Genomic DNA, 22,900 nt, shown 5'->3' with positions numbered 1-22,900 from the left:
AAAACTCAGTTGGCATTGCTGGCTGAGTTTTATTCGAAAGAAGGAAACATGAATACAAATCTTGCAAGTTTTATCGTTGGACTTATCATCGATGAAAATGACCGTTATTACTTTGTTCAAAAGGACGGGCATACCTATGCTCTTTCTAAAGAAGAAGGTCAGCATGCAGTTGGGGATACGGTCAAAGGTTTTGCATACACAGATATGAAGCAAAAATTGCGTCTCACTACTACAGAAGTCACTGCGACCCAGGATCAATTTGGCTGGGGAACTGTAACAGAAGTGCGCAAGGATTTGGGGGTCTTTGTTGACACAGGGCTTCCTGACAAGGAAATCGTTGTATCTCTTGATATTCTCCCTGAACTCAAAGAACTCTGGCCTAAGAAGGGCGATAAACTTTATGTTCGTCTAGAAGTGGACAAGAAAGACCGTATCTGGGGACTCTTAGCCTACCAAGAGGACTTCCAACGTTTGGCACGTCCAGCATACAACAACATGCAGAATCAAAACTGGCCTGCAATCGTATATCGTCTTAAGTTATCAGGAACCTTTGTCTATCTACCAGAGAATAACATGCTTGGATTTATCCATCCAAGTGAGCGCTATGCAGAACCACGTTTGGGACAAGTCTTAGATGCGCGAGTCATTGGTTTCCGTGAGGTTGAACGTACACTGAACCTTTCTCTAAAGCCACGTTCTTTTGAGATGTTAGAAAATGATGCGCAGATGATTTTGACCTACTTGGAAAGCAATGGTGGTTTCATGACACTAAACGATAAGTCGTCTCCAGATGACATCAAGGCTACTTTTGGTATTTCAAAAGGTCAATTCAAAAAAGCACTCGGTGGTTTGATGAAGGCAGGAAAAATCAAGCAAGATCAGTTTGGAACAGAATTGATTGAAGGGGACTTATGAGAAAATCATTTTATACCTGGCTTATGACAGAACGAAATCCTAAAAGTAATAGTCCTAAAGCCATATTAGCGGACTTAGCCTTTCAGGAATCAGCTTTTCCAAAACATACGGATGATTTTGATGAAGTGAGTAGATTTTTGGAGGAGCATGCTAGTTTTTCCTTTAACCTAGGCGAATTTGATCGTATCTGGCAAGAATATGTAGAACATTAAGTGGCTTGAGGTGCTAGAGATAGTAATTTCGATGTGCCTTTGCTATAATAAAAAGAAATTAAAGAGTTAGAGAGGTTCTTTGTTTGAAGGAACATTCAATAGACATTCAGTTAAGTCATCCAGATGACCTGTTTCATCTTTTTGGTTCCAATGAGCGCCATCTTCGTTTGATGGAAGATGAGTTAGATGTTATCATCCATGCACGTACTGAGATTGTTCAAGTCTTGGGAGAGGAGTCTGCTTGTGAGGAAGCGCGTCAGGTTATTCAAGCCTTGATGGTCTTGGTCAATCGTGGGATGACAGTTGGAACTCCTGATGTGGTGACAGCTATTAATATGGTTCGAAATCATGAAATTGATAAGTTCGTCGCCCTCTACGAAGAAGAAATTATCAAGGATAGTACAGGAAAGCCGATTCGTGTGAAGACATTAGGGCAAAAACTCTATGTCGATAGTGTCAAACATCACGATGTAACTTTTGGAATTGGACCTGCTGGGACAGGGAAGACCTTTCTCGCAGTGACCTTAGCTGTGACGGCTCTCAAGCGTGGGCAAGTCAAGCGTATTATCCTGACAAGACCAGCGGTAGAAGCGGGAGAAAGTCTAGGATTTCTACCAGGTGACCTTAAGGAAAAGGTAGACCCTTATCTTCGACCAGTATATGATGCCTTGTACCAGATTCTCGGGAAAGATCAGACTACACGCTTGATGGAGCGTGAAATTATCGAAATCGCACCGCTTGCCTATATGCGTGGACGAACTTTGGATGATGCTTTTGTCATTCTGGATGAAGCCCAAAATACAACCATCATGCAGATGAAGATGTTTTTGACTCGTTTAGGCTTCAACTCTAAAATGATTGTCAATGGGGATATTAGCCAGATTGACCTGCCGCGTAATGTTAAATCAGGTCTGATTGATGCCCAGGAAAAGCTTAAGAATATTCAACAAATCGACTTTGTTCATTTTTCAGCTAAGGACGTAGTTCGTCATCCAGTCGTTGCTCAGATTATCCGAGCTTATGAACCAGCTCCAGTTAAAAATGAGGAAGCTAAAGAAGAAACAGATTTCTGACCTCGGTTTGAAAGATGGTCAATTTCTATTTAATTTTTTTAAACTCTAAGAATATTCTTGTTTTCTTCATTTTTTGTGCCATATTAAGTAGAAATTCTCATGAAATGGAGGAAAGAGAATGGAATCGATTCTTGTTAAATTTGCAGAGTATCCAATTGTAGAAACGGATCGTTTGGTGCTCAGACCTGTGACTTTGGACGATGCAGAAGCCATGTTTGAATATGCCTCTGACAAGGAAAATACGCGCTACACTTTTCCAACCAATCAAAGTTTAGAGGAAACTAAGAACAATATTGCTCAGTTTTACTTAGCTAGTCCCTTGGGACGTTGGGGAATTGAACTAAAAAGTACGGGGGAGTTCATCGGAACTATTGATTTGCACAAGATGGATACCGTTCTTAAGAAGGCAGCTATTGGTTACATTATCAACAAAAAATATTGGAACCAAGGTTTGACGACAGAAGCCAATCGTGCCGTGATTGAACTAGCTTTTGAAAAGATAGGGATGAATAAGCTGACCGCCCTTCACGATAAAGACAATCCTGCGTCAGGAAAGGTGATGGAGAAATCAGGCATGCACTTTTCTCACGAAGAACCATATGCCAGAATGGACAAAAAAGAACCGGGACGAATTGTAACACGTGTACATTATGTCTTGACCAAGGAAGATTATTTTGCAAATAAGTAAGCAGTTGAAAAGATTTTTCAGCTGTTTTTTTCTTTCTCTTACGAATAAGCTAAGAGAGGAGAAAATATGGAAGAACTTATCGAGAAAATCAAAGAATATAAAATCATTGTCATCTGTGCTGGTTTGGGTCTGGTTTTAGGTGGATTTTTCCTCCTAAAACCAGTCGCTCAAGCACCTGCTAAAGAAACAAAGGCACAAACAGAAGTTACCACTATTCCAAAGGATTCGACGGATGAAAAGGAAGACAAAAACCAGAAAGAAGAGTCTGTTAAGCAAGATCTGATCACTGTCGATGTGAAAGGAGCTGTTAAAGCACCAGGGCTTTACGATTTGCCAGTTGGAAGTCGGATCAATGATGCTGTTCAAAAAGCGGGCGGACTGACAGATAATGCTGATAGTAAGTCTATCAATCTTGCTCAGAAGATTAGTGACGAAACACTTGTCTATGTTCCAACTAAGGAAGAAGCGACTAGTCAAGAAACGCCATCAAGTGCTTCTAACAGCAAGGGAAATAAGAAAGTTAATCTCAATAAAGCTAGTTTGGAGGAGCTTAAACAAGTTAAAGGACTAGGTTCAAAACGTGCTCAAGATATTATCGACCATCGTGATTCCAATGGTAAGTTTAAGTCAGTTGATGACCTCAAGAAAATTTCTGGGTTTGGTGCAAAGACGATAGAAAAGTTGAAAGACTATGTTACAGTGGATTAATCGTTTCCCTATCCCTAAAATCTATCTCAGCTTTCTGTTGCTTTGGCTTTACTATGCTATTTTTTCAGCTTCCTTCCTTGCTTTGCTAGGACTTGTTTTTCTAGTCATCTGTCTATTTTTGCAATTTCCGTGGAAGACTGTGGTCAAGGTTCTATTGGTTTGTAGCCTATTTGGGAGTTGGTTTGTATTTCAAAAATGGCAGCAAGAAGAAGTGAGTCAACATCTAGTCAATACAGTTGATACAGTCCGAGTCTTACCAGATACCATCAAGGTGAATGGTGATAGTCTCTCTTTTCGTGGTAAGGCTGATGGTAGACTTTTTCAGGTCTATTATAAACTCCAGTCAGAATCTGAAAAAGAAAAATTTCAGCAGTTGTCTGAACTGCATGAGATAGTAGTAAAAGGAAAGCTAGCTATTCCTCAAGGAGCAAATAATTTTGCTGGATTTGATTATCGAAACTATCTCAAAACGCAGGGAATTTATCAGAGCTTAACTATCTCGGAAATTGTTGAATTAAAGAAAGCATCCAGCTGGGATATAGGTGAAAATCTATCCAGCTTGCGGAGAAAAGCAGTTGTCTGGATAAAAAGGAATTTTCCTGACCCCATGCGCAATTATATGACGGGACTCTTATTGGGTCATTTGGACACCGACTTTGAGGAAATGAATGAACTCTACTCTAGTCTAGGGATTATTCACCTTTTTGCTTTGTCAGGAATGCAAGTCGGATTTTTCATGGATGCTTTCAAGAAGTTATTCTTACGATTGGGATTGACCCAAGAAAAGTTCAAATGGCTTGCCTATCCATTTTCTTTGGTCTATGCAGGTTTGACAGGATTTTCAGCCTCTGTTATTCGTAGCTTACTACAAAAACTGTTGGCTCAACATGGCTTCAAGGGGCTGGATAATTTTGCTTTGACGATTCTTATTCTATTTCTTATCATGCCGAACTTTTTCTTAACTGCTGGGGGAGTTCTTTCCTGTGCTTATGCCTTTATCCTGACCATGACTGGTGAGGAAGTAGAAGGAATAAAGGGACTAGTTAGAGAGAGTTGCATCATTTCTTTGGGTATTCTGCCAATTTTATCTTTTTACTTTTCTGAATTCCAACCGTGGTCTATACTCTTGACCTTTGCCTTTTCATTCTTATTTGATACGATCCTGTTACCACTCTTATCGATTCTCTTCTGTCTGTCATTTATATATCCCATCACCCAGTTCAACTTTCTCTTTGAATGGTTAGAAAACATCATACGCTATATTTCTCAGCTATCTACGAGGCCTCTTGTTTTTGGACAACCGAGTCTTTGGATTTTAATCCTTCTTTTGATTACTCTAGCTCTCATCTATGACTATCGAAAAAACTTGAAAAAAATATCTATGCTTGTCATAGTTGTCATTTCGCTCTTTTTTATAACCAAACATCCCATGAAAAATGAAATCACAGTCCTGGATATGGAACAGGGGCGGAGTATTTTTCTAAGAGACACGACAGGAAAGACTATCCTACTGGATGTCGGAGAAAAATCTGAACGCGAAAAGAAAGAAGCATGGCAAGAGAAAGTCACAACTAGCAATGCCAAACGTAGTTTAATTCCTTATCTGAAAAGTCGAGGTGTGGCAAAGATTGATCAACTTGTTTTAACGGATAGTGAACCTAAGCAACTAGACCATCTACTAGAAATTGGTAAAGCCTTCGTGCTTAGAGAGATTCTAGTAACTGAAGAAATACTATCACAGAGAGAATTTATGGATAAGCTAACTGAAAGCAAAGTCAAGGTAGGTGTTATCAAAACAGGACAGCAGTTATCTATTTTTGGGAGTAGTTTGGAAGTAATTGCTAGCCAAAACAGAGAAAATAAGGGCTCAATTGCCTTGTACGGGAAGCTATTAAATCAAACCTTTCTAGTTACAGGAAATACAGAGGAGAAGTTCTTAACGAGTCATTATCCAAAATTCCAAGCAGATGTAGTGATAAATCATCAGAAATCATCTAAGAAAAATTCAGATATCGAAGCATTCAAAACCTTTCAACCCAAAGTTACAGTTATTTCAGTAGACAAGAAAAAAACATTTAAAGTTAAAAATGGGGAGAATTACCAAGAAGATAAAAATATAGAGAATTCAATTTACAAAACCGACACAAAGGGAGCCATACGTTTTAGAGGCTGGAGTTCTTGGCAAATTGAAACAGTTCGATGATTTTAGATTTTGGAAGAAAATTAAAATTGTCTAAACAATCAATCAAAACTTGATTTTAAAACCTTTTTGCTATAAAATGGTAAAGATTAGTGTCAAACTTTTATATTGCAAATAGGAGAAAACATGACAAAAACTTTGAAACGTCCTGAGGTTTTATCACCTGCAGGAACACTTGAAAAACTAAAAGTAGCTGTTCAATATGGAGCAGATGCTGTCTTTATCGGTGGTCAGGCCTATGGTCTTCGTAGCCGTGCAGGGAACTTCACTTTCGAACAGATGGAAGAAGGAGTACAGTTTGCTGCTAAATATGGCGCTAAAGTCTATGTAGCAGCTAATATGGTCATGCACGAAGGAAATGAAGTGGGAGCGGGAGAATGGTTCCGTAAATTACGTGATATTGGGATTGCAGCGGTTATCGTGTCTGATCCAGCCCTAATCATGATTGCAGCAACAGAAGCTCCAGGACTTGAAATCCACCTTTCAACCCAGGCTAGTGCGACTAACTATGAAACTCTTGAATTCTGGAAAGAACTTGGCTTGACGCGTGTCGTTTTGGCGCGTGAGGTCTCTATGGAAGAATTGGCAGAAATCCGCAAACGCACAGACGTTGAGATCGAAGCCTTCGTACACGGAGCTATGTGTATTTCCTACTCTGGTCGTTGTACTCTTTCAAACCACATGAGTATGCGTGATGCCAACCGTGGTGGTTGTTCTCAATCTTGCCGTTGGAAATACGACCTTTATGATATGCCATTTGGTCAAGAACGTAAGAGTCTCAAGGGAGAAATTCCTGAAGAATTCTCTATGTCTGCAGTTGATATGTCTATGATTGACCATATCCCAGATATGATTGAAAATGGCGTGGATAGTCTTAAGATTGAAGGTCGCATGAAATCCATCCACTATGTTTCAACAGTAACAAACTGTTACAAGGCTGCTGTTGATGCCTATCTTGAGAGTCCTGAAAAGTTTGAAGCTATTAAGCAAGACTTGATTGATGAAATGTGGAAGGTTGCCCAACGTGAATTGGCTACAGGTTTCTACTACGGAACACCATCTGAAAATGAACAACTGTTCGGAGCACGTCGTAAGATTCCAGAATACAAGTTTGTTGCTGAAGTAGTAGCTTATGATGATGCAACACAAACAGCAACTATTCGTCAACGGAATGTCATCAACGAAGGTGACCAAGTTGAATTTTACGGACCAGGTTTCCGTCATTTTGAAACTTATATTCAAGATCTTCATGATGCTAAAGGAAATAAAATCGATCGTGCACCAAACCCAATGGAACTTTTGACTATCAAGGTTCCTCAACCAGTGCAAGCCGGGGATATGGTACGTGCCTTGAAAGAAGGACTGATTAACCTTTACAAAGAAGATGGAACAAGCGTCACAGTTCGTGCCTAGATAAGGAAAAAGAATGGTTCAAGCTCAGGGATTACTAGTGGACGATGAAAGCAGATGTGTTCATTACCATAGTGATAAAGATATTGTAGCGCTTCAGTGTTACGAGTGTAAAAAGTATTACGCCTGTTATCAGTGTCACAATGAGATAGAGGAGCACATTTTTTCTCCCTACCCTTTAAGTCTAAAAGGAGATAGGCCCGTCTTATGTGGTTCCTGCAAGAAAACACTAACCTATGAGGAGTATTCAGGGAAGGGAAACTGTCCTTATTGTAAAGCTGCATTTAATCCTGCTTGCCAGAGTCACTATTCCTATTATTTTAAATAAGAGACGATAAATCCGGGTTGTAAAACTCGGGTTTTCATTTTCAGAAAATAAAGAAAAAAGCGAAATAGGTCTGAAAATACGATAACATTTTCTATATGATAGTCTTGAAAATCGAAAAAATGGAAATTAGTAATGAGAAACGCTTTCAACATTAGTAAAAAGTTGACAAATCAAAATTTTAGGACTAAACTAATTAAGTAAAAATTAAATAAAAAGGAGAATTCGTCATGAATTTAACATTTTTTGGTCTATGTCTTGCCTGTATGGGGGTATCTCTTGCAGAAGGATTTTTGATGAACGGTTTGTTCAAATCTGCAGCACGCCAACCAGATATCATCCCTCAATTACGTAGCTTGATGATCATGGGGATTGCCTTTATTGAAGGAACTTTCTTTGTAACTCTTGTCTTTTCATTTATCATCAAATAAAAAGAAGTATAAATTGGAAAAGGGAGGATTCTAGATGGAAGAAAGTATCAATCCAACCATCAATATTGGTCCTGTTACCTTTGATTTAACCTTGACAGCCTTGACCTTGTTGTCTGTGGCAGTTATTTTTGGCTTTATCTATTGGGCAAGTCGCAACATGACGGTAAAACCCAAGGGAAAGCAAAATGTACTAGAGTATCTCTATGACTTTGTAGTCGGTTTTACAGAACCTAACGTAGGTTCACGGTACATGAAAGATTACTCACTCTTTTATTTGTGTTTGTTTCTTTTTATGGTCATCGCAAATAATCTTGGTTTGATGGCAAAAATTCAAACTACAGATGGGACAAACCTTTGGACATCGCCAACAGCAAATCTCCAGTTTGACTTGGCTTTGTCATTTGGAATTATCCTGATGACCCATATCGAAGGAATTCGTCGTCGTGGTGTTAAACAATATCTGAAAGGTTTTGCAACCCCAGGTTTTATGACACCGATGAATCTCCTTGAAGAAGTCACAAATTTCCTATCACTTGCTTTGCGGGTGTTCGGGAATATCTTTGCCGGAGAAGTGATGGCAAGCTTGCTAATTATTCTTTCTCATCAGGCACTGTATTGGTATCCAGTCGCATTTGTTACCAATCTTGTCTGGACGGCATTTTCTGTGTTCATCTCCTGTGTACAGGCTTATGTGTTCACAGTATTGTCTTCTATGTATTTAGGACATAAAATAAATGATGAAGAAGAGTAGAAAGGAGTAACTGATGCACGTAACAGTAGGTGAATTAATTGGTAACTTTATTTTAATTGCTGGCTCCTTTATCCTTTTGATCGTCTTAGTCAAAAAATTCGCGTGGTCAAATTTGACAAGTATCTTCGAAGAACGAGCTGAGAAAATTGCTGCTGATATTGATGGAGCTGAACAAGCCCGTCAAAAAGCGGAAACTCTTGCTCAAAAACGTGAAGATGAATTGGCTGGAAGCCGTAAGGAAGCTAAGACCATCATTGATAATGCAAAGGATACAGCTGAGAAAAGTAAAGCTGATATCTTAGCAGAAGCTAAGCTTGAAGCTGGACGCTTAAAAGATAAAGCAAACCAAGAAATTGCTCAAAATAAAGCTGAGGCTTTGCAAAGCGTTAAAGGTGAGGTAGCAGATTTAACAGTAAGTCTAGCTGGAAAAATTATCTCACAAAACCTTGATGGTCATGCCCACAAAGAACTCATTGATCAGTATATCGATCAGCTAGGAGAAGCTTAATGGACAAAAAGACAGTAAAGGTAATTGAAAAATACAGCATGCCTTTTGTCCAATTGGTGATTGAAAAAGGAGAAGAAGACCGTATCTTTTCAGACTTGACTCAAATCAAACAAGTTGCTGAAGAAACAGACTTACCTTCTTTTTTGGCTCAGGTAGATGTTGATGAGTCTGACAAGGAAAAAACAGTTAGTTATTTCAAAGACTCTGCATCACCATTAGTACAAAACTTCATTCAAGTTCTGTTGTACAATCATCGCTCAAATCTTTTTTACGATGTGATTGTAGATTGTTTAAACCGTCTTGAGAGAGAAACGAATCGTTTTGAAGTAACGATTATGTCTGCTCATCCTCTGACTGATGAACAGAAAGACCGTCTACTTCCTATTATAGAGAAAAAGATGTCTTTAAAAGTGCGTAGCATTAAAGAAGAAATCGACGATAGTTTAATCGGTGGTTTTGTCATTATCGCCAATCATAAGACAATTGATGTTAGTATTAAACAACAACTTAAAGTTGTTAAGGAAAATTTGAAATAGAAAGTGGTGTTCTTTTGGCAATTAACGCACAAGAAATCAGCGCTTTAATTAAGCAACAAATTGAAAATTTCAAACCCAATTTTGATGTGACTGAAACAGGTGTTGTAACCTATATCGGGGACGGAATTGCGCGTGCTCATGGCCTTGAAAATGCCATGAGTGGAGAGTTGTTAATCTTTGAAAACGGCTCTTATGGTATGGCGCAAAACTTAGAATCAACAGATGTTGGTATTATCATCCTTGGAGATTTTACAGATATCCGCGAAGGCGACACCATTCGTCGTACAGGAAAAATCATGGAAGTTCCAGTTGGTGATAGCTTGATTGGACGTGTCGTGGATCCACTTGGTCGTCCCGTAGATGGACTTGGTCCAATCGACACAAACAAGACTCGTCCAGTTGAAGCACCAGCACCTGGGGTAATGCAACGTAAATCAGTATCAGAACCATTGCAAACTGGTTTGAAAGCTATTGATGCCCTTGTTCCAATCGGACGTGGTCAACGTGAGTTGATTATCGGTGACCGTCAAACAGGGAAAACTACTATCGCAATTGATGCTATCTTGAACCAAAAGGGTCAAGATATGATTTGTATCTATGTTGCGATTGGACAAAAAGAATCAACCGTTCGTACACAAGTAGAAACACTTCGCCAGTACGGAGCTTTGGATTACACAATTGTTGTGACAGCATCAGCTTCACAACCTTCTCCATTGCTTTTCCTTGCACCTTATGCAGGGGTTGCTATGGCAGAAGAATTTATGTACCAAGGTAAGCATGTCTTGATCGTTTATGATGACTTATCTAAACAAGCGGTAGCTTATCGTGAACTTTCTCTCTTGCTCCGTCGTCCACCAGGTCGTGAAGCCTTCCCAGGGGATGTCTTCTACCTTCACAGTCGTCTGCTTGAACGTTCTGCCAAAGTTTCAGATGAACTTGGTGGTGGGTCAATCACTGCATTGCCGTTTATCGAAACTCAAGCGGGAGATATCTCAGCCTATATCGCAACTAATGTAATTTCTATCACTGATGGACAAATCTTCCTTGGTGATGGTCTCTTTAATGCGGGTATTCGTCCGGCCATTGATGCGGGTTCTTCTGTATCTCGTGTTGGTGGTTCTGCTCAAATTAAAGCTATGAAAAAGGTTGCTGGTACACTTCGTATCGACCTTGCTTCATATCGTGAGTTGGAAGCCTTCACTAAATTTGGGTCAGACTTGGATGCGGCTACTCAGGCTAAATTGAACCGTGGTCGTCGTACTGTAGAAGTATTGAAACAACCCGTTCACAAACCATTACCTGTTGAGAAACAAGTAACGATTCTCTATGCTTTGACCCATGGTTTCTTGGATACAATTCCTGTAGACGATATCGTTCGTTTCGAAGAAGAGTTCCATATGTTCTTTGATGCTCAGCATCCTGAGATTTTGGAAACCATTCGTGAAACAAAAGACTTGCCAGATGAAGCAGTCTTGGATGCTGCGATTACTGAGTTTCTCAATCAATCAAGCTTCCAATAAGAATAGAGGTGTCAAATGGCAGTATCTCTAAATGATATTAAAACAAAAATCGCCTCAACAAAAAATACTAGTCAAATTACTAATGCTATGCAGATGGTCTCTGCTGCCAAGTTAGGTCGTTCGGAAGAAGCTGCTCGTAACTTCCAGGTTTATGCTCAAAAGGTGCGTAAGCTAGTTACAGATATCCTTCATGGTGATGGTGCCGCTGGATCAACAAACCCTATGTTGATTAGTCGCCCTGTCAAGAAAACAGGCTATATCGTCATAACTTCTGACCGTGGTCTTGTTGGAGGATATAATTCCTCAATCTTGAAGGCTGTCATGGAACTTCAGAAGGAATACCACCCAAATGGTGATGACTTTGAAGTCATCTGTATCGGTGGTATGGGGGCTGACTTCTTTAAAGCTCGTGGAATTCAACCAATCTATGAATTACGCGGCCTTGCAAGTCAACCAAGCTTTGATGAGGTTCATAAGATTATCACTAAAACAATTGAAATGTATCAAAATGAACTTTTCGATGAGCTTTATGTTTGCTATAACCACCATGTGAATACTTTGACCAGTCAAATGCGTGTGGAACAGATGCTTCCTATCGTGGACTTGGATCCAAATGAAGCGGATGATAACTATAGCTTGACCTTTGATCTTGAAACAAGTCGAGAAGAAATCTTGGATCAACTATTGCCACAGTTTGCAGAGAGCATGATTTATGGTGCTATTATTGATGCCAAAACAGCTGAAAATGCTGCTGGTATGACAGCTATGCAAACAGCGACTGATAATGCTAAAAAAGTGATTAATGATTTGACCATTCAGTATAACCGTGCCAGACAGGCGGCGATTACACAAGAAATCACAGAAATCGTGGCAGGAGCTAGTGCTCTAGAATAAAGCTATCCTGCTAAAATCAATGAACTTAGGACCTAGCTAAACTAGGAACAACAGTATCTTATATAGAATAGGAGAAGGAGATGAGTTCAGGTAAAATTGCTCAGGTTATCGGACCCGTTGTAGACGTTTTGTTTGCAGCAGGCGAAAAACTACCTGAGATAAACAATGCACTTGTCGTCTACAAAAATGACGAAAAGAAAACAAAAATCGTCCTTGAAGTAGCCTTAGAGTTGGGAGATGGTATGATTCGTACCATCGCCATGGAATCAACAGATGGTTTGACTCGTGGAATGGAAGTCTTGGACACAGGACGTCCAATCTCTGTACCAGTAGGTAAAGAAACCTTAGGACGTGTCTTCAACGTTTTGGGAGATACCATTGACTTGGAAGCTCCATTTACAGAAGATGCAGAGCGTCAGCCAATTCATAAAAAAGCCCCTACTTTTGATGAGTTGTCTACCTCTTCAGAAATTCTAGAAACAGGGATTAAGGTTATCGACCTTCTTGCACCTTACCTTAAAGGTGGTAAAGTCGGACTCTTCGGTGGTGCCGGAGTCGGTAAAACCGTCTTGATTCAAGAATTGATTCACAACATTGCCCAAGAACACGGTGGGATCTCAGTATTTACTGGTGTTGGGGAACGTACTCGTGAAGGGAATGACCTTTATTGGGAAATGAAGGAATCTGGAGTTATTGAAAAGACTGCCATGGTCTTTGGTCAGATGAATGAACCACCAGGAGCACGTATGCGTGTTGCCCTTACTGGTTTGACAATCGCTGAATACTTCCGTGATGTAGAAGGTCAAGACGTTCTTCTCTTCATTGACAACATTTTCCGTTTCACACAAGCTGGTTCAGAAGTATCTGCCCTTTTGGGTCGTATGCCATCAGCCGTTGGTTACCAACCAACACTCGCAACAGAAATGGGTCAATTGCAAGAACGTATCACGTCAACTAAGAAAGGTTCTGTAACCTCTATCCAGGCTATCTACGTGCCAGCAGATGACTATACTGACCCAGCGCCAGCAACAGCCTTCGCTCACTTGGATTCTACTACTAACTTGGAACGTAAATTGGTTCAATTGGGTATTTACCCAGCCGTTGACCCTCTTGCTTCAAGTTCACGTGCCTTGGCACCTGAAATCGTTGGTGAAGAACACTATGCAGTTGCTGCTGAGGTTAAACGTGTCCTTCAACGCTACCATGAATTGCAAGATATTATTGCTATCCTTGGTATGGATGAACTTTCTGATGAAGAAAAGACTTTGGTTGCTCGTGCACGTCGTATTCAATTCTTCCTTTCACAAAACTTCAACGTTGCGGAACAATTTACTGGTCAACCAGGTTCGTATGTTCCAGTAGCTGAAACAGTTCGTGGATTTAAGGAAATTCTTGAAGGGAAATACGATCATCTCCCAGAAGACGCCTTCCGTGGAGTAGGTTCAATTGAAGATGTTATTGCTAAGGCTGAAAAAATGGGATTTTAAGAGGTGACCTATGGCTCAGTTAACTGTCCAGATCGTGACACCAGATGGCCTCGTCTATGATCACCATGCCAGCTTTGTATCAGTTCGAACTCTGGATGGTGAGATGGGGATCTTGCCACGACATCAAAATATGATTGCGGTATTAGCAGTTGATGAAGTTAAAGTCAAACGTATCGATGATGATACTCATGTGAACTGGATAGCAGTAAACGGGGGAATCATTGAGATTGCAAATGATGTCATTACTATCATTGCAGACTCAGCTGAACGAGCTCGTGATATCGATGTTAGTCGTGCAGAACGTGCGAAGCTTCGTGCTGAACGTGAAATCGAAGAAGCACAAGATAAACATTTGATTGACCAAGAGCGCCGTGCTAAGATTGCATTGCAACGTGCCATTAACCGTATCAATGTCGGAAATAAACTATAAACTAAAAAAGAACTTGATGTTTGTTCAAGTTCTTTTTTGTTATTGGTTAGTTAGTAAAGCTAATGCAGACTGCTTCAGGTACATGGAAGTCATTAGAAAGTTCTGCAAGTCGACCAGTTTCAGGATTACGCTTAAAGACAGTCGCATTATCCGAATCTTGGTGAACCGCGATGAGGAACTCTTGATCAGGAGATAAATCAAAATCACGTGGGTTTTGTCCATGAGTTGGTACAATCTCTAATAACTCCAAGCTTCCATCTGCTAAAATTCTATACACAGCAATAGAATCATGCCCACGGTTAGAAGCATAGAGGTATTTACCATCTTTTGATAGACGAATAGCAGCAGTACCATTAAAATCATTGTAGCCTTCTGGAAGTGTTGAGATAGTTTGCATTCTTTCAAATGCTCCAACTCCATCGTAAATCAACACTTCAATTGTACTATTGAGTTCGCAAATGAGATAAGCAATCTTGTAGTGATGGTGGAAAACAAGGTGACGAGCACCGGCACCAGGGTTACAGTTGTAGGTTGCTAGTGGACTTAATTTTCCTTCTGAATCAACATCATAGGTAGTGACCTCGTCAGTACCTAGATCACAAGTGACTAAGTATTGATCTGGTGTTAAATCTGTAAAGTGAACATGGGGAGAAGTTTGGTTTTCATGTGGACCATGGCCTTCATGTTGAACTTTATCAGCCAATTCGAGACTGCCATCTTCGTTTCGTTTGTATACCAAAACTTGACCTTTGTGGTAGTTGGCACCATAAACTAGGCTACGTTTCTCATCAACTGCAACGTAACAGTGGGGAGCACCTTCTTCAACTACATGATTGATAAGGCTACCATCAGTTTTGAATGCTGCAATACCACCTTTGCCATCGTGACTTCCAACAGTGTATAAATGTTGGTCTTTGTCAAATGCTAAATAGGTTGGACTTGGTTCTGCTGCAAAGAGTTCTAAATTTGCTAATTGACCTGTCTCGGTATCAAATTCAGCCTTGTAAATCCCTTGGGATATACGACGAGTATAAGTTCCAAAATAGACTGTTTTTTTCATGTACATACCTCTAAAAAAATATACTTCCATTATAACATAAAAAGGTTTACTAGATGAAAATTCTCAGGTGAAAATAGTGAGCATCCAGATTAGGAAAATATAAATTTCTCCTCAACGAAAACACTATAAAAACCCCTTATTTTTCTTAAAAAATGGTATAATGTTAGGACAAAGGAAAGGAAGAAAATATGGAACAAAAAGAGAAACAATTTCACTTATCTTGGTTTTTTACATGGTTTTTAGATAATAAAGCTATCACAGTCTTCTTAGTAACCTTATTATTAGGTCTCAATATTTTTATTCTCAGTAAGATTAGCTTTTTATTTATACCTGTTATAGACTTTTTATCTGTTGTGATGTTGCCTGTTATTTTATCAGGATTGCTTTTCTATCTCTTAAATCCATTAGTAGATTTCATGGAGAAGCACAAGATAAATCGTGTCTTAGCCATTAGTATTATTTTCGTCATTATCGCCATACTCTTGATTGTTGGTCTAGCTGTTGCAATCCCAAATCTGCAACGTCAAGTAGTCATTTTTGCGCAAAATGTGCCAAGTTATTTGGAAGATGCTGATAAAGTTATTGATGACCTTGTAACTAAGCGTTTGCCAGATGACTTTAGACCCCAATTGGAACAGGTTTTAGCTCAATTTTCAACACAAGCAACTGCTTGGGCAAGTAATATTTCTTCCAAAGCTGTTAACTGGGTGAGTGCTCTTATTAGCGGAACGTCTCAAGTAATTGTCGCTTTGATTATCATGCCTTTTATGCTCTTTTATCTTCTTAGAGATGGAAAAGGTTTAAGAAATTATATCACTCAGTTCTTACCAAATAAATTGAGAGAACCAGTAGGTAAGGTTCTATCGGAAGTAAACCAACAACTTGCTAACTACGTTAGAGGGCAAATTACTGTTGCTGTTATTGTAGCTATCATGTTCATCATCTTCTTTAAGATAATAGGGCTTCGATATGGAGTGGTGCTAGGTATTACAGCAGGATTTTTAAATCTTGTTCCTTATCTTGGAAGTTTCCTTGCCATGATTCCTGCACTTGTCCTTGGCTTAATTGCAGGACCAATCATGCTTCTAAAGGTTATTGTAGTTTTTATTGTTGAACAAACCATTGAAGGTCGTTTCGTTTCACCACTGATTTTAGGAAGCCAATTGAATATTCATCCAATTACCATACTTTTTGTTCTATTGACTTCAGGTTCTATGTTTGGTATCTGGGGAGTACTACTTGGGATTCCAATCTATGCTTCTGCAAAAGTAGTCATTTCAGCTATTTTTGATTGGTACACAGAAGTAAGTGGACTTTATGAACAACCGAAAGAGGAGTCTGATCGTGAATAATAGTCAACAGATGCTTGAGGCTTTAGAACAACAAGACTTATCAAGTGCAGATTCTTTTTTTCAAAAGGCGCTAAAAGAAGATTCAGATAATGTTCTTTTGGAACTGGCTGCATATCTAGAAGGGATCGGCTTCTATCCTCAGGCAGCACAAATCTACGAGAAACTAGCACCAAAATTTCCAGAAGTATACATCAATCTAGCTGCAATAGCTGGTGAGGATGGATTGATTGAGGAGGCTTTTGATTATTTAGAAAATATCGGTCCAGAAAGCGAATGGTATGTATCAGCACTTGCCTTAAAAGCAGATTTATATCAGATGGAAGGATTGACTGATGTTGCGCGTGAGAAGCTCTTAGAAGCTCGTAGCTACTCTGATGATCCTCTCTTGATATTTGGACTGGCTGAACTAGACAGCGAGCTAGGAAACGATTTAGAGGCCATTAAGGGTTATGCTCAACTTGATAATCGTGCTATCTACGATCAAACTGGAATTTCGACCTATCAGAGAATTGGTCTTGCCTATGCACGACTTGGAAAGTTCGAGTCTGCTACTGAGTTTTTAGAAAAATCCCTAGAGTTAGAATATGATGACCAAACAGCCTATGAACTTGCAAGTATCTATTTAGACCAAGAGGACTATCAAAAAGCAACCTTATTCTTTAAGCAGTTAGATACGATTTCTCCAGATTTCGAAGGATACGAGTACGGCTATAGTCAGGCACTGCATCAGGAGCATCAGACAGAAGAGGCTCTTAAAATAGCTCAACAGGGCTTGTCAAAAAATCCTTTTGAAACTCGGCTTTTACTCCTTGCATCTCAGCTATCTTATGAATTGCATCAACCGGAACAAGCAGAAGCATATCTACTACAAGCACAAGAGAATGCTGATGACCAGGAAGAAATTTTGCTACGCTTAGCTACCATCTACCAAGAACAAGAAAGATACGAAGATATTCTAGCTTTAGAAACGTATGAACCTGAAAATCTCTTAACGAAATGGATAATTGCAAGAAGCTATCAAGAGACAGAAGAGTTAGATGCAGCATACGAGCTATATGAGAAACTTTTTCCTGAACTCAAGGATAATCCAGAATTTTTGGAACAATTTATCTATTTACTCAGAGAACTAGGTAAGCTAGAAGAAGCAAAAGAATACATCCAAATTTATCTTCACTTAGTACCAGACGATATGCAAATGCAGGAATTATATGATCATTTACTCTAAGATATTGATTGTAATCGCCCTTAAACAGGCGATTATTTTTTTGGGAAACACTTCGAAAGAATAATTATAGAATAAGTAATTAAAATAGATAAGTAGAGTGTGAATTTTTTATTTTTTTTTGATATAATTGTTATAGTAAAGTTGAATAATTACAATATGTAAAAATAGAAAGATTTGAATGATGACAAAAGTAAAAATTGTAACGGATTCGTCTGTTACCATAGAACCAGAAGTGGTTAAAGAATTAGATATTACTATTGTTCCTCTATCTGTAATGATTGATAGTGTCCTTTATTCAGATGCAGATCTTGAAGAGGGAGAATTTCTTCGCTTGATGCAAGCAAGTAAAAATCTTCCTAAGACTAGTCAACCACCTGTGGGACTTTTTGCAGAAATTTTTGATGATTTGGGTAAAGATGGTAGTCAGATTTTAGCTATTCACATGTCTCATGCTTTGTCAGGGACTGTAGAAGCAGCTCGCCAAGGAGCAAGTCTATCAACAGCTGATGTGACTGTTTTGGATAGCTCATTTACGGATCAGGCATTAAAGTTTCAAGTAGTAGAAGCGGCTAGATTGGCTCAAGAAGGAAAAGACTTAGAAACCATCTTGTCATGTGTAGAAGAAGTAAAAAATAATACAGAACTCTACATCGGTGTTTCTACTTTGGAAAACCTTGTTAAGGGTGGGCGTATTGGTCGTGTAACAGGTCTAATAAGCTCGTTACTCAATATTCGTGTAGTTATGCAGATGAAAGGTGATGAGCTTCAACCGATTGTTAAGGGACGAGGTGCCAAAACCTTTAAGAAATGGTTGGATGAGCTAGTAGGGACCTTGTCACAACGTTCGGTGGCAGAGATTGGTATTTCTTATGCCGGTACAAACGAATGGGCAAATGAGATGAAAGCTGTTCTTCAACCTTATGTTGAAAAGCCAATTTCAGTTCTTGAAACAGGATCAATTATCCAAACTCACACTGGTGAAAACGCTTGGGCTATCTTAATTCACTATAATTCCTAAAAAAATGAAGAAAAATCAAAGAAATGGAACTTTTTGACTTGACCTAAAAGGAATTTTAGGTTATGATTATAAGTGTTAATTAGAAATAATTTTGGAGGATTCATTAACATGGCAAACAAACAAGATTTGATCGCTAAAGTAGCAGAAGCTACAGAATTGACTAAGAAAGATTCAGCAGCAGCAGTTGACGCTGTATTCGCAGCTGTAACTGAATTCCTTTCAGCTGGTGAAAAAGTTCAATTGATCGGTTTTGGTAACTTTGAAGTTCGTAAACGTGCAGCTCGTAAAGGCCGCAACCCACAAACTGGTAAAGAAATCAAAATCAAAGCTTCTAAAGTTCCAGCATTCAAAGCTGGTAAAGCTCTTAAAGAAGCAGTTAAATAATGATTTTATAAAAAGCCCGTCATATCAAGCACTTGAGTTTGTGTGACAGGCTTTTTTTTGTGTGTAGGGGGCAAAAAAGGGCAGGAGAAGATAAAATAGTATTTCTAGTGGGACTACATTTGAAATTGTCAATCGATGAAACTCATGAAAGCAATAAAAAAACAACTCCGAATCGAAGTTGTTTTTGTTCAACCTTATGTAAGGAATGCGGTTGATTATTTGAGACCGTATTTTTTGTTGAAACGATCCACGCGTCCATCTGCTTGAGTGAACTTTTGACGTCCAGTGTAGAATGGGTGTGAGTCTGATGAAATTTCCACACGGATCAATGGGTAAGTTTCGCCTTCGAACTCGACTGTTTCGCTAGAGCGTTTTGTTGAACCGCTAAGGAATTTGTAACCAGTAGTAGTGTCCATGAAGACAACTGGGCGATATTCTGGATGGATATCTTTTTTCATTTTGCAATATTTCCTTTCTGCCATGGTCTCTTTGCGAGCCATAGATTGTTACCTTACTAGTCTATCAGATATTAAAAGATTTGGCAAGTGTTTTATGAGTTTTTTACTAAGTTTTTTAATTCTTGGTAGATTTGTTCGTTTTCTTCTAAACTGTAGGAGTTGGCGCCACTTGCTAGTGGATGACCACCACCATCATGTTCTTTTGCGACATTATTAATTGGGACAAATTTACTGCGGAGACGTACGCGATAGTGGCCATCTGCTTGTTCCACAAAGATTCCCCAAAGGCTCACACTATCAATGCGACCAGGAGCACCTACAATGGCAGCTGTTTCAGCATCAGTTACATTATAAGCTTGTAATACTTCTTGAGTAAGAGTGACACGAGCAGCGCCATTTTCATCCACTTCCAAGTGATCGTAAACGTAGCCTTGCAATTTAGCGATTTTAAAGCTGATAGTATCCATTTTCCGTGTTAATTCGGAAAAATCAAAATTGTGCTCTCTCAAGCGACTAGCGATACGCAAGGTACGGACTGAGGTAGAAGGATATAGAAAACGTCCTGTATCGCCAATAATTCCAGCGCATAGTAATCTAGCAGCATAGTCTGATAAATCAAGATTTGTAGCTTCAGCAAAAAGAGCAATCATCTCACTCGCACTACTAGAGTTTGTATCAACCCATGCGAGATCTCCGTACTGGTCGTCGTTTGGATGATGATCGATTTTGATAAGGTAATCACCTTTGTCATAGCGTTTGTCATCAATTCGTGCAGTATTTGCAGTATCACAGACAATCACGAGGGCCCCTTGGTAATCACTATCTTCAACAGTATCCATCTTAGCTAGCCAGGTAAGTGTAGGTTCATTAAAACCTACCGCCTTTATGTGTTTATCTGGAAAATGTTTTTCAAGTAAATACTTAAGTCCCATTTGACTTCCTAGAGCATCAGGGTCTGGTTTCATATGACGGTGAATAATAATCGTATCGTATGCTTTGATTTTTTCTAAAATTTGGTGACAAATTTCCATAAGTAACCTCGTTTCTTTCTCATTTCATTGTAGCATAAGAATTTTTATTTTTAAAATGAAAAAGATGTGATATAATGGAGAAAGATTAATTGAGGAGGACGATATGGCATTAGCAAAAATTGTATTTGCCAGCATGACCGGTAATACCGAAGAAATCGCAGATATTGTAGCAGATAAATTAAGAGAATTAGGTTTAGATGTCGATGTTGATGAGTGTACAACTGTGGACGCTTCTGACTTTTTAGAAGCAGATATCGCTATTGTTGCGACCTATACTTATGGTGATGGAGAATTGCCAGATGAGATGATGGACTTCTACGAAGACCTAGCAGATCTCAACTTGAATGGTAAAATCTATGGAGTAGTTGGCTCAGGTGATACCTTCTACGATGAATTTTGTAAAGCTGTTGACGACTTTGATCGTGTGTTTGTCGCAACAGGAGCTGAAAAGGGTTCAGAATGTGTCAAAGTAGATCTTTCTGCTGAAGAAGAAGATATCGAACGCTTGGAGCAATTCGCAGAAGAGTTAGCTGCTAAAGTAGGATAGACCTCTGACTGTGCTGACTGGAAAAGGTTGGCACAGTTTTTATTTTCGAGGAGTTTTGTTTTTCGGACTGTTTGAGGATTTATAGTTTTCATTACAGAAATGAATAAGGAGACAAGATGGATTTAGATAAGATTAGACAAGAAATTGACGAAATAGATAGCCAAATCGTCCAACTGTTGGAAGAAAGAATGCATCTAGTTGAAGACGTAGTTGCTTATAAAAAGGCTACAGGAAAACCAATCTTGGATACCAAAAGAGAAGAACTTATCTTTGAAAAAGTCAGAAGTCGTATCAGCAATAAAAAATACGAAGAAACAATCGTTGAGACTTTTTCAGATATTCTCAAACGTTCGCGTGATTATCAGGATAAAAACATCAAATGAAAAAAGAACAATTCTATACACTAGGAATCTTTCTAGCTGGTATGTTAGGAGGACTCGTCCGTTATCTGATTTCCAAATGGCTACCAGCTAGTCCAGACTTCCCTTGGGGAACATTAGTTGTCAACTATCTAGGGATTTTCTGTCTTGTCTATCTCGTAAAGGGGTATCTAGTTTATAAGGGAACCAGTAAAGGACTTGTTCTAGCTCTTGGAACAGGCTTCTGTGGCGGTTTAACGACATTTTCTAGTCTAATAGTAGACGTTGATCGATTGATGAGCACAGAGCGATATGTCAGTTTGGTTATCTATCTAGTGTTGAGTGTCGGTGGTGGGCTCGTATTGGCCTATATTTTAGGGAGGAAGAAATGGTAGTATTATATCTAATGCTTGCTTGTGGACTGGGTGCCCTTGTGCGTTATTTCTTTTCACGTTATAATCAAGGTTCAGTACTACCTCTAGGAACTCTCATAGCTAATATTCTAGGCTGTTTTTTGATTGGATTATTTTACAGTCATGTGGAGTCAAAAGAAGTCTATACTGTCCTTGCAACTGGTTTTTGTGGCGGTTTGACGACTTTTTCAACTTTGAATGATGAGCTCCAAAGGCTCCTAAGTGACAAGAAGGCGTTTTTTAGTTATTTACTAGTAACCTACTTGCTTGGTTTTCTTGCATTTTTTATAGCAAATCTGCTATAAACTTCTTTACTTTTTCAAAGAAATCTGATAAACTAGACTTTGTGTGTAATGGACGCACAAAAATACAGTTTATCCGCTGAGGAAGGTTCCTCAAGATTGACAAAGATAGGAGAATAAAATGAATCCATTAATCCAAAGCTTGACTGAAGGTCAACTTCGTACAGATATCCCTTCATTCCGTCCTGGTGACACTGTTCGTGTACACGCGAAAGTTGTCGAAGGAAACCGTGAACGTGTTCAGATCTTTGAAGGTGTTGTTATTGCACGTAAAGGTGCTGGCATCTCAGAAAACTACACAGTTCGTAAAATCTCTAACGGTGTCGGTGTTGAACGTATCTTCCCAATCCACACTCCACGTGTTGAAAAGATTGAGGTTGTTCGTTACGGTAAAGTACGTCGTGCGAAATTGTACTACTTGCGTGCTCTTCAAGGTAAGGCTGCTCGTATCAAAGAAATCCGTCGTTAATTCGACAATAAAACTCTGCTCATTCGGCAGGGTTTTTCTCTAGCTCCCTTAGTTCAATGGATATAACAACTCCCTCCTAAGGAGTAGTTGCAGGTTCGATTCCTGCAGGGAGCATTTTAAGAAGCGTAAAGAAACATAAAGAAACAAAAAAACACTGGATAATGATATGCCCCCTGTCAAGTAGACAGGTAAAA

At 39.2% G+C, this 22,900-nt stretch carries 28 protein-coding genes and 1 tRNA gene; 26 read left to right on the top strand and 3 right to left on the bottom strand.

All coding sequences use genetic code 11. The features are described 5' to 3' along the window. Positions 1-48 precede the first annotated feature (48 nt). From cvfB to HMPREF3237_RS01950, 16 genes are all read left to right on the top strand, one after another. A complete protein-coding gene (gene cvfB, locus HMPREF3237_RS02025; RefSeq protein WP_070888653.1) occupies positions 49-915 on the top strand; it encodes an RNA-binding virulence regulatory protein CvfB in 867 nt (288 codons plus the stop codon). Next, the gene (locus tag HMPREF3237_RS02020; protein WP_070888652.1) at positions 912-1,127 is read left to right on the top strand and encodes a YozE family protein; all 216 of its coding nucleotides are present in this window, start codon (positions 912-914) and stop codon (positions 1,125-1,127) included. The genes cvfB and HMPREF3237_RS02020 overlap by 4 nt, the downstream gene beginning before the upstream one ends. A gap of 83 nt (positions 1,128-1,210) precedes the next feature. Beyond that, the gene (locus tag HMPREF3237_RS02015; RefSeq protein ID WP_070888651.1) at positions 1,211-2,200 is read left to right on the top strand and encodes a PhoH family protein; all 990 of its coding nucleotides are present in this window, start codon (positions 1,211-1,213) and stop codon (positions 2,198-2,200) included. 118 nt (positions 2,201-2,318) lie between these two features. After that, positions 2,319-2,888, top strand: a complete 570-nt coding sequence (locus HMPREF3237_RS02010; protein ID WP_070888650.1) for a GNAT family N-acetyltransferase — start codon at positions 2,319-2,321, stop codon at positions 2,886-2,888. Between the two features lie 66 nt (positions 2,889-2,954). Then, on the top strand, positions 2,955-3,596 hold the full coding sequence (locus HMPREF3237_RS02005) for a helix-hairpin-helix domain-containing protein (protein WP_070888649.1): 642 nt from the start codon (positions 2,955-2,957) through the stop codon (positions 3,594-3,596). Then, positions 3,580-5,799, top strand: a complete 2,220-nt coding sequence (locus HMPREF3237_RS02000; protein ID WP_070888648.1) for a ComEC/Rec2 family competence protein — start codon at positions 3,580-3,582, stop codon at positions 5,797-5,799. The genes HMPREF3237_RS02005 and HMPREF3237_RS02000 overlap by 17 nt, the downstream gene beginning before the upstream one ends. Before the next feature lie 123 nt (positions 5,800-5,922). After that, positions 5,923-7,209, top strand: a complete 1,287-nt coding sequence (locus HMPREF3237_RS01995; protein ID WP_070888647.1) for a peptidase U32 family protein — start codon at positions 5,923-5,925, stop codon at positions 7,207-7,209. Positions 7,210-7,222: 13 nt separating this feature from the next. Next, complete coding sequence (locus HMPREF3237_RS01990) at positions 7,223-7,534, top strand: CHY zinc finger protein (protein ID WP_070888646.1); 312 nt, start codon at positions 7,223-7,225, stop codon at positions 7,532-7,534. Positions 7,535-7,761: 227 nt separating this feature from the next. After that, positions 7,762-7,962, top strand: coding sequence for a F0F1 ATP synthase subunit C (locus tag HMPREF3237_RS01985; RefSeq protein WP_001054552.1), 201 nt, complete (start codon positions 7,762-7,764; stop codon positions 7,960-7,962). Positions 7,963-7,996: 34 nt separating this feature from the next. Next, positions 7,997-8,713, top strand: a complete 717-nt coding sequence (gene atpB, locus HMPREF3237_RS01980; protein WP_006145708.1) for a F0F1 ATP synthase subunit A — start codon at positions 7,997-7,999, stop codon at positions 8,711-8,713. Positions 8,714-8,726: 13 nt separating this feature from the next. Beyond that, positions 8,727-9,221: a F0F1 ATP synthase subunit B gene (gene atpF / locus HMPREF3237_RS01975; protein WP_070888645.1), complete on the top strand. Its 495-nt coding sequence runs from the start codon at positions 8,727-8,729 to the stop codon at positions 9,219-9,221. Then, entirely contained in the window at positions 9,221-9,757 is a 537-nt protein-coding gene (locus HMPREF3237_RS01970) for a F0F1 ATP synthase subunit delta (protein ID WP_070888644.1), read from the top strand. Before atpF ends, HMPREF3237_RS01970 begins: the two co-directional genes overlap by 1 nt. Before the next feature lie 14 nt (positions 9,758-9,771). Continuing rightward, positions 9,772-11,277 (top strand): F0F1 ATP synthase subunit alpha, encoded by a 1,506-nt coding sequence (atpA, locus tag HMPREF3237_RS01965; RefSeq protein WP_000996628.1) that lies wholly within the window; start codon positions 9,772-9,774, stop codon positions 11,275-11,277. 15 nt (positions 11,278-11,292) lie between these two features. Continuing rightward, positions 11,293-12,171: a F0F1 ATP synthase subunit gamma gene (locus HMPREF3237_RS01960; protein ID WP_006145705.1), complete on the top strand. Its 879-nt coding sequence runs from the start codon at positions 11,293-11,295 to the stop codon at positions 12,169-12,171. Positions 12,172-12,251: 80 nt separating this feature from the next. Next, complete coding sequence (atpD, locus tag HMPREF3237_RS01955; RefSeq protein ID WP_070888643.1) at positions 12,252-13,658, top strand: F0F1 ATP synthase subunit beta; 1,407 nt, start codon at positions 12,252-12,254, stop codon at positions 13,656-13,658. A 10-nt stretch (positions 13,659-13,668) separates the two neighbouring features. After that, positions 13,669-14,088: a F0F1 ATP synthase subunit epsilon gene (locus tag HMPREF3237_RS01950; RefSeq protein ID WP_006145703.1), complete on the top strand. Its 420-nt coding sequence runs from the start codon at positions 13,669-13,671 to the stop codon at positions 14,086-14,088. A 46-nt stretch (positions 14,089-14,134) separates the two neighbouring features. Here HMPREF3237_RS01950 and HMPREF3237_RS01945 read toward each other — a convergent pair whose 3' ends face one another. Beyond that, positions 14,135-15,148 carry a lactonase family protein gene (locus HMPREF3237_RS01945; protein ID WP_025168696.1) on the bottom strand — a complete coding sequence of 338 codons (1,014 nt, stop codon included), beginning with the start codon at positions 15,146-15,148 and terminating at the stop codon, positions 14,135-14,137. A gap of 188 nt (positions 15,149-15,336) precedes the next feature. Here HMPREF3237_RS01945 and HMPREF3237_RS01940 point away from each other — a divergent pair, with 188 nt between their 5' ends. From HMPREF3237_RS01940 to HMPREF3237_RS01925, 4 genes are all read left to right on the top strand, one after another. Next, positions 15,337-16,500: an AI-2E family transporter gene (locus HMPREF3237_RS01940; protein WP_006145701.1), complete on the top strand. Its 1,164-nt coding sequence runs from the start codon at positions 15,337-15,339 to the stop codon at positions 16,498-16,500. Beyond that, a complete protein-coding gene (locus tag HMPREF3237_RS01935) occupies positions 16,493-17,725 on the top strand; it encodes a tetratricopeptide repeat protein (protein WP_070888642.1) in 1,233 nt (410 codons plus the stop codon). Before HMPREF3237_RS01940 ends, HMPREF3237_RS01935 begins: the two co-directional genes overlap by 8 nt. Positions 17,726-17,906: 181 nt before the next feature. After that, positions 17,907-18,743, top strand: a complete 837-nt coding sequence (locus HMPREF3237_RS01930) for a DegV family protein (protein WP_070888732.1) — start codon at positions 17,907-17,909, stop codon at positions 18,741-18,743. Positions 18,744-18,851: 108 nt separating this feature from the next. Continuing rightward, positions 18,852-19,127, top strand: a complete 276-nt coding sequence (locus HMPREF3237_RS01925) for an HU family DNA-binding protein (protein WP_004253345.1) — start codon at positions 18,852-18,854, stop codon at positions 19,125-19,127. Positions 19,128-19,342: 215 nt separating this feature from the next. Here the strand turns inward: HMPREF3237_RS01925 and HMPREF3237_RS01920 are convergent, their stop codons facing one another. Together HMPREF3237_RS01920 and HMPREF3237_RS01915 are read right to left on the bottom strand one after the other, a co-directional pair. Beyond that, positions 19,343-19,585 carry a type B 50S ribosomal protein L31 gene (locus tag HMPREF3237_RS01920; protein WP_004253349.1) on the bottom strand — a complete coding sequence of 81 codons (243 nt, stop codon included), beginning with the start codon at positions 19,583-19,585 and terminating at the stop codon, positions 19,343-19,345. 92 nt (positions 19,586-19,677) lie between these two features. Next, positions 19,678-20,616 (bottom strand): DHH family phosphoesterase, encoded by a 939-nt coding sequence (locus tag HMPREF3237_RS01915; protein ID WP_070888641.1) that lies wholly within the window; start codon positions 20,614-20,616, stop codon positions 19,678-19,680. A 103-nt stretch (positions 20,617-20,719) separates the two neighbouring features. Here HMPREF3237_RS01915 and HMPREF3237_RS01910 point away from each other — a divergent pair, with 103 nt between their 5' ends. The 6 genes from HMPREF3237_RS01910 to HMPREF3237_RS01885 all read left to right on the top strand — a co-directional run bounded on the left by HMPREF3237_RS01910 (position 20,720) and on the right by HMPREF3237_RS01885 (position 22,820). Further along, the gene (locus HMPREF3237_RS01910; RefSeq protein ID WP_001162133.1) at positions 20,720-21,163 is read left to right on the top strand and encodes a flavodoxin; all 444 of its coding nucleotides are present in this window, start codon (positions 20,720-20,722) and stop codon (positions 21,161-21,163) included. A 116-nt stretch (positions 21,164-21,279) separates the two neighbouring features. After that, positions 21,280-21,546 (top strand): chorismate mutase, encoded by a 267-nt coding sequence (locus tag HMPREF3237_RS01905; RefSeq protein WP_070888640.1) that lies wholly within the window; start codon positions 21,280-21,282, stop codon positions 21,544-21,546. Then, the gene (gene crcB / locus HMPREF3237_RS01900) at positions 21,543-21,917 is read left to right on the top strand and encodes a fluoride efflux transporter CrcB (RefSeq protein WP_006145695.1); all 375 of its coding nucleotides are present in this window, start codon (positions 21,543-21,545) and stop codon (positions 21,915-21,917) included. The genes HMPREF3237_RS01905 and crcB (HMPREF3237_RS01900) overlap by 4 nt, the downstream gene beginning before the upstream one ends. Further along, complete coding sequence (gene crcB / locus HMPREF3237_RS01895) at positions 21,911-22,240, top strand: fluoride efflux transporter CrcB (RefSeq protein WP_006145694.1); 330 nt, start codon at positions 21,911-21,913, stop codon at positions 22,238-22,240. The genes crcB (HMPREF3237_RS01900) and crcB (HMPREF3237_RS01895) overlap by 7 nt, the downstream gene beginning before the upstream one ends. A 118-nt stretch (positions 22,241-22,358) precedes the next feature. After that, on the top strand, positions 22,359-22,706 hold the full coding sequence (rplS, locus tag HMPREF3237_RS01890) for a 50S ribosomal protein L19 (protein ID WP_001068670.1): 348 nt from the start codon (positions 22,359-22,361) through the stop codon (positions 22,704-22,706). Positions 22,707-22,748: 42 nt separating this feature from the next. Then, a tRNA-Arg gene (locus HMPREF3237_RS01885) sits at positions 22,749-22,820 on the top strand. The last annotated feature ends 80 nt before the right edge of the window (positions 22,821-22,900 follow it).

Origin of the sequence: Streptococcus sp. HMSC34B10 (genome assembly GCF_001839505.1) — a bacterium.
Classification (GTDB): domain Bacteria; phylum Bacillota; class Bacilli; order Lactobacillales; family Streptococcaceae; genus Streptococcus; species Streptococcus peroris.
The sequence above is the reverse complement of the archived record's forward strand: the minus strand, read 5'-3'. Positions and strand labels throughout refer to the sequence as shown.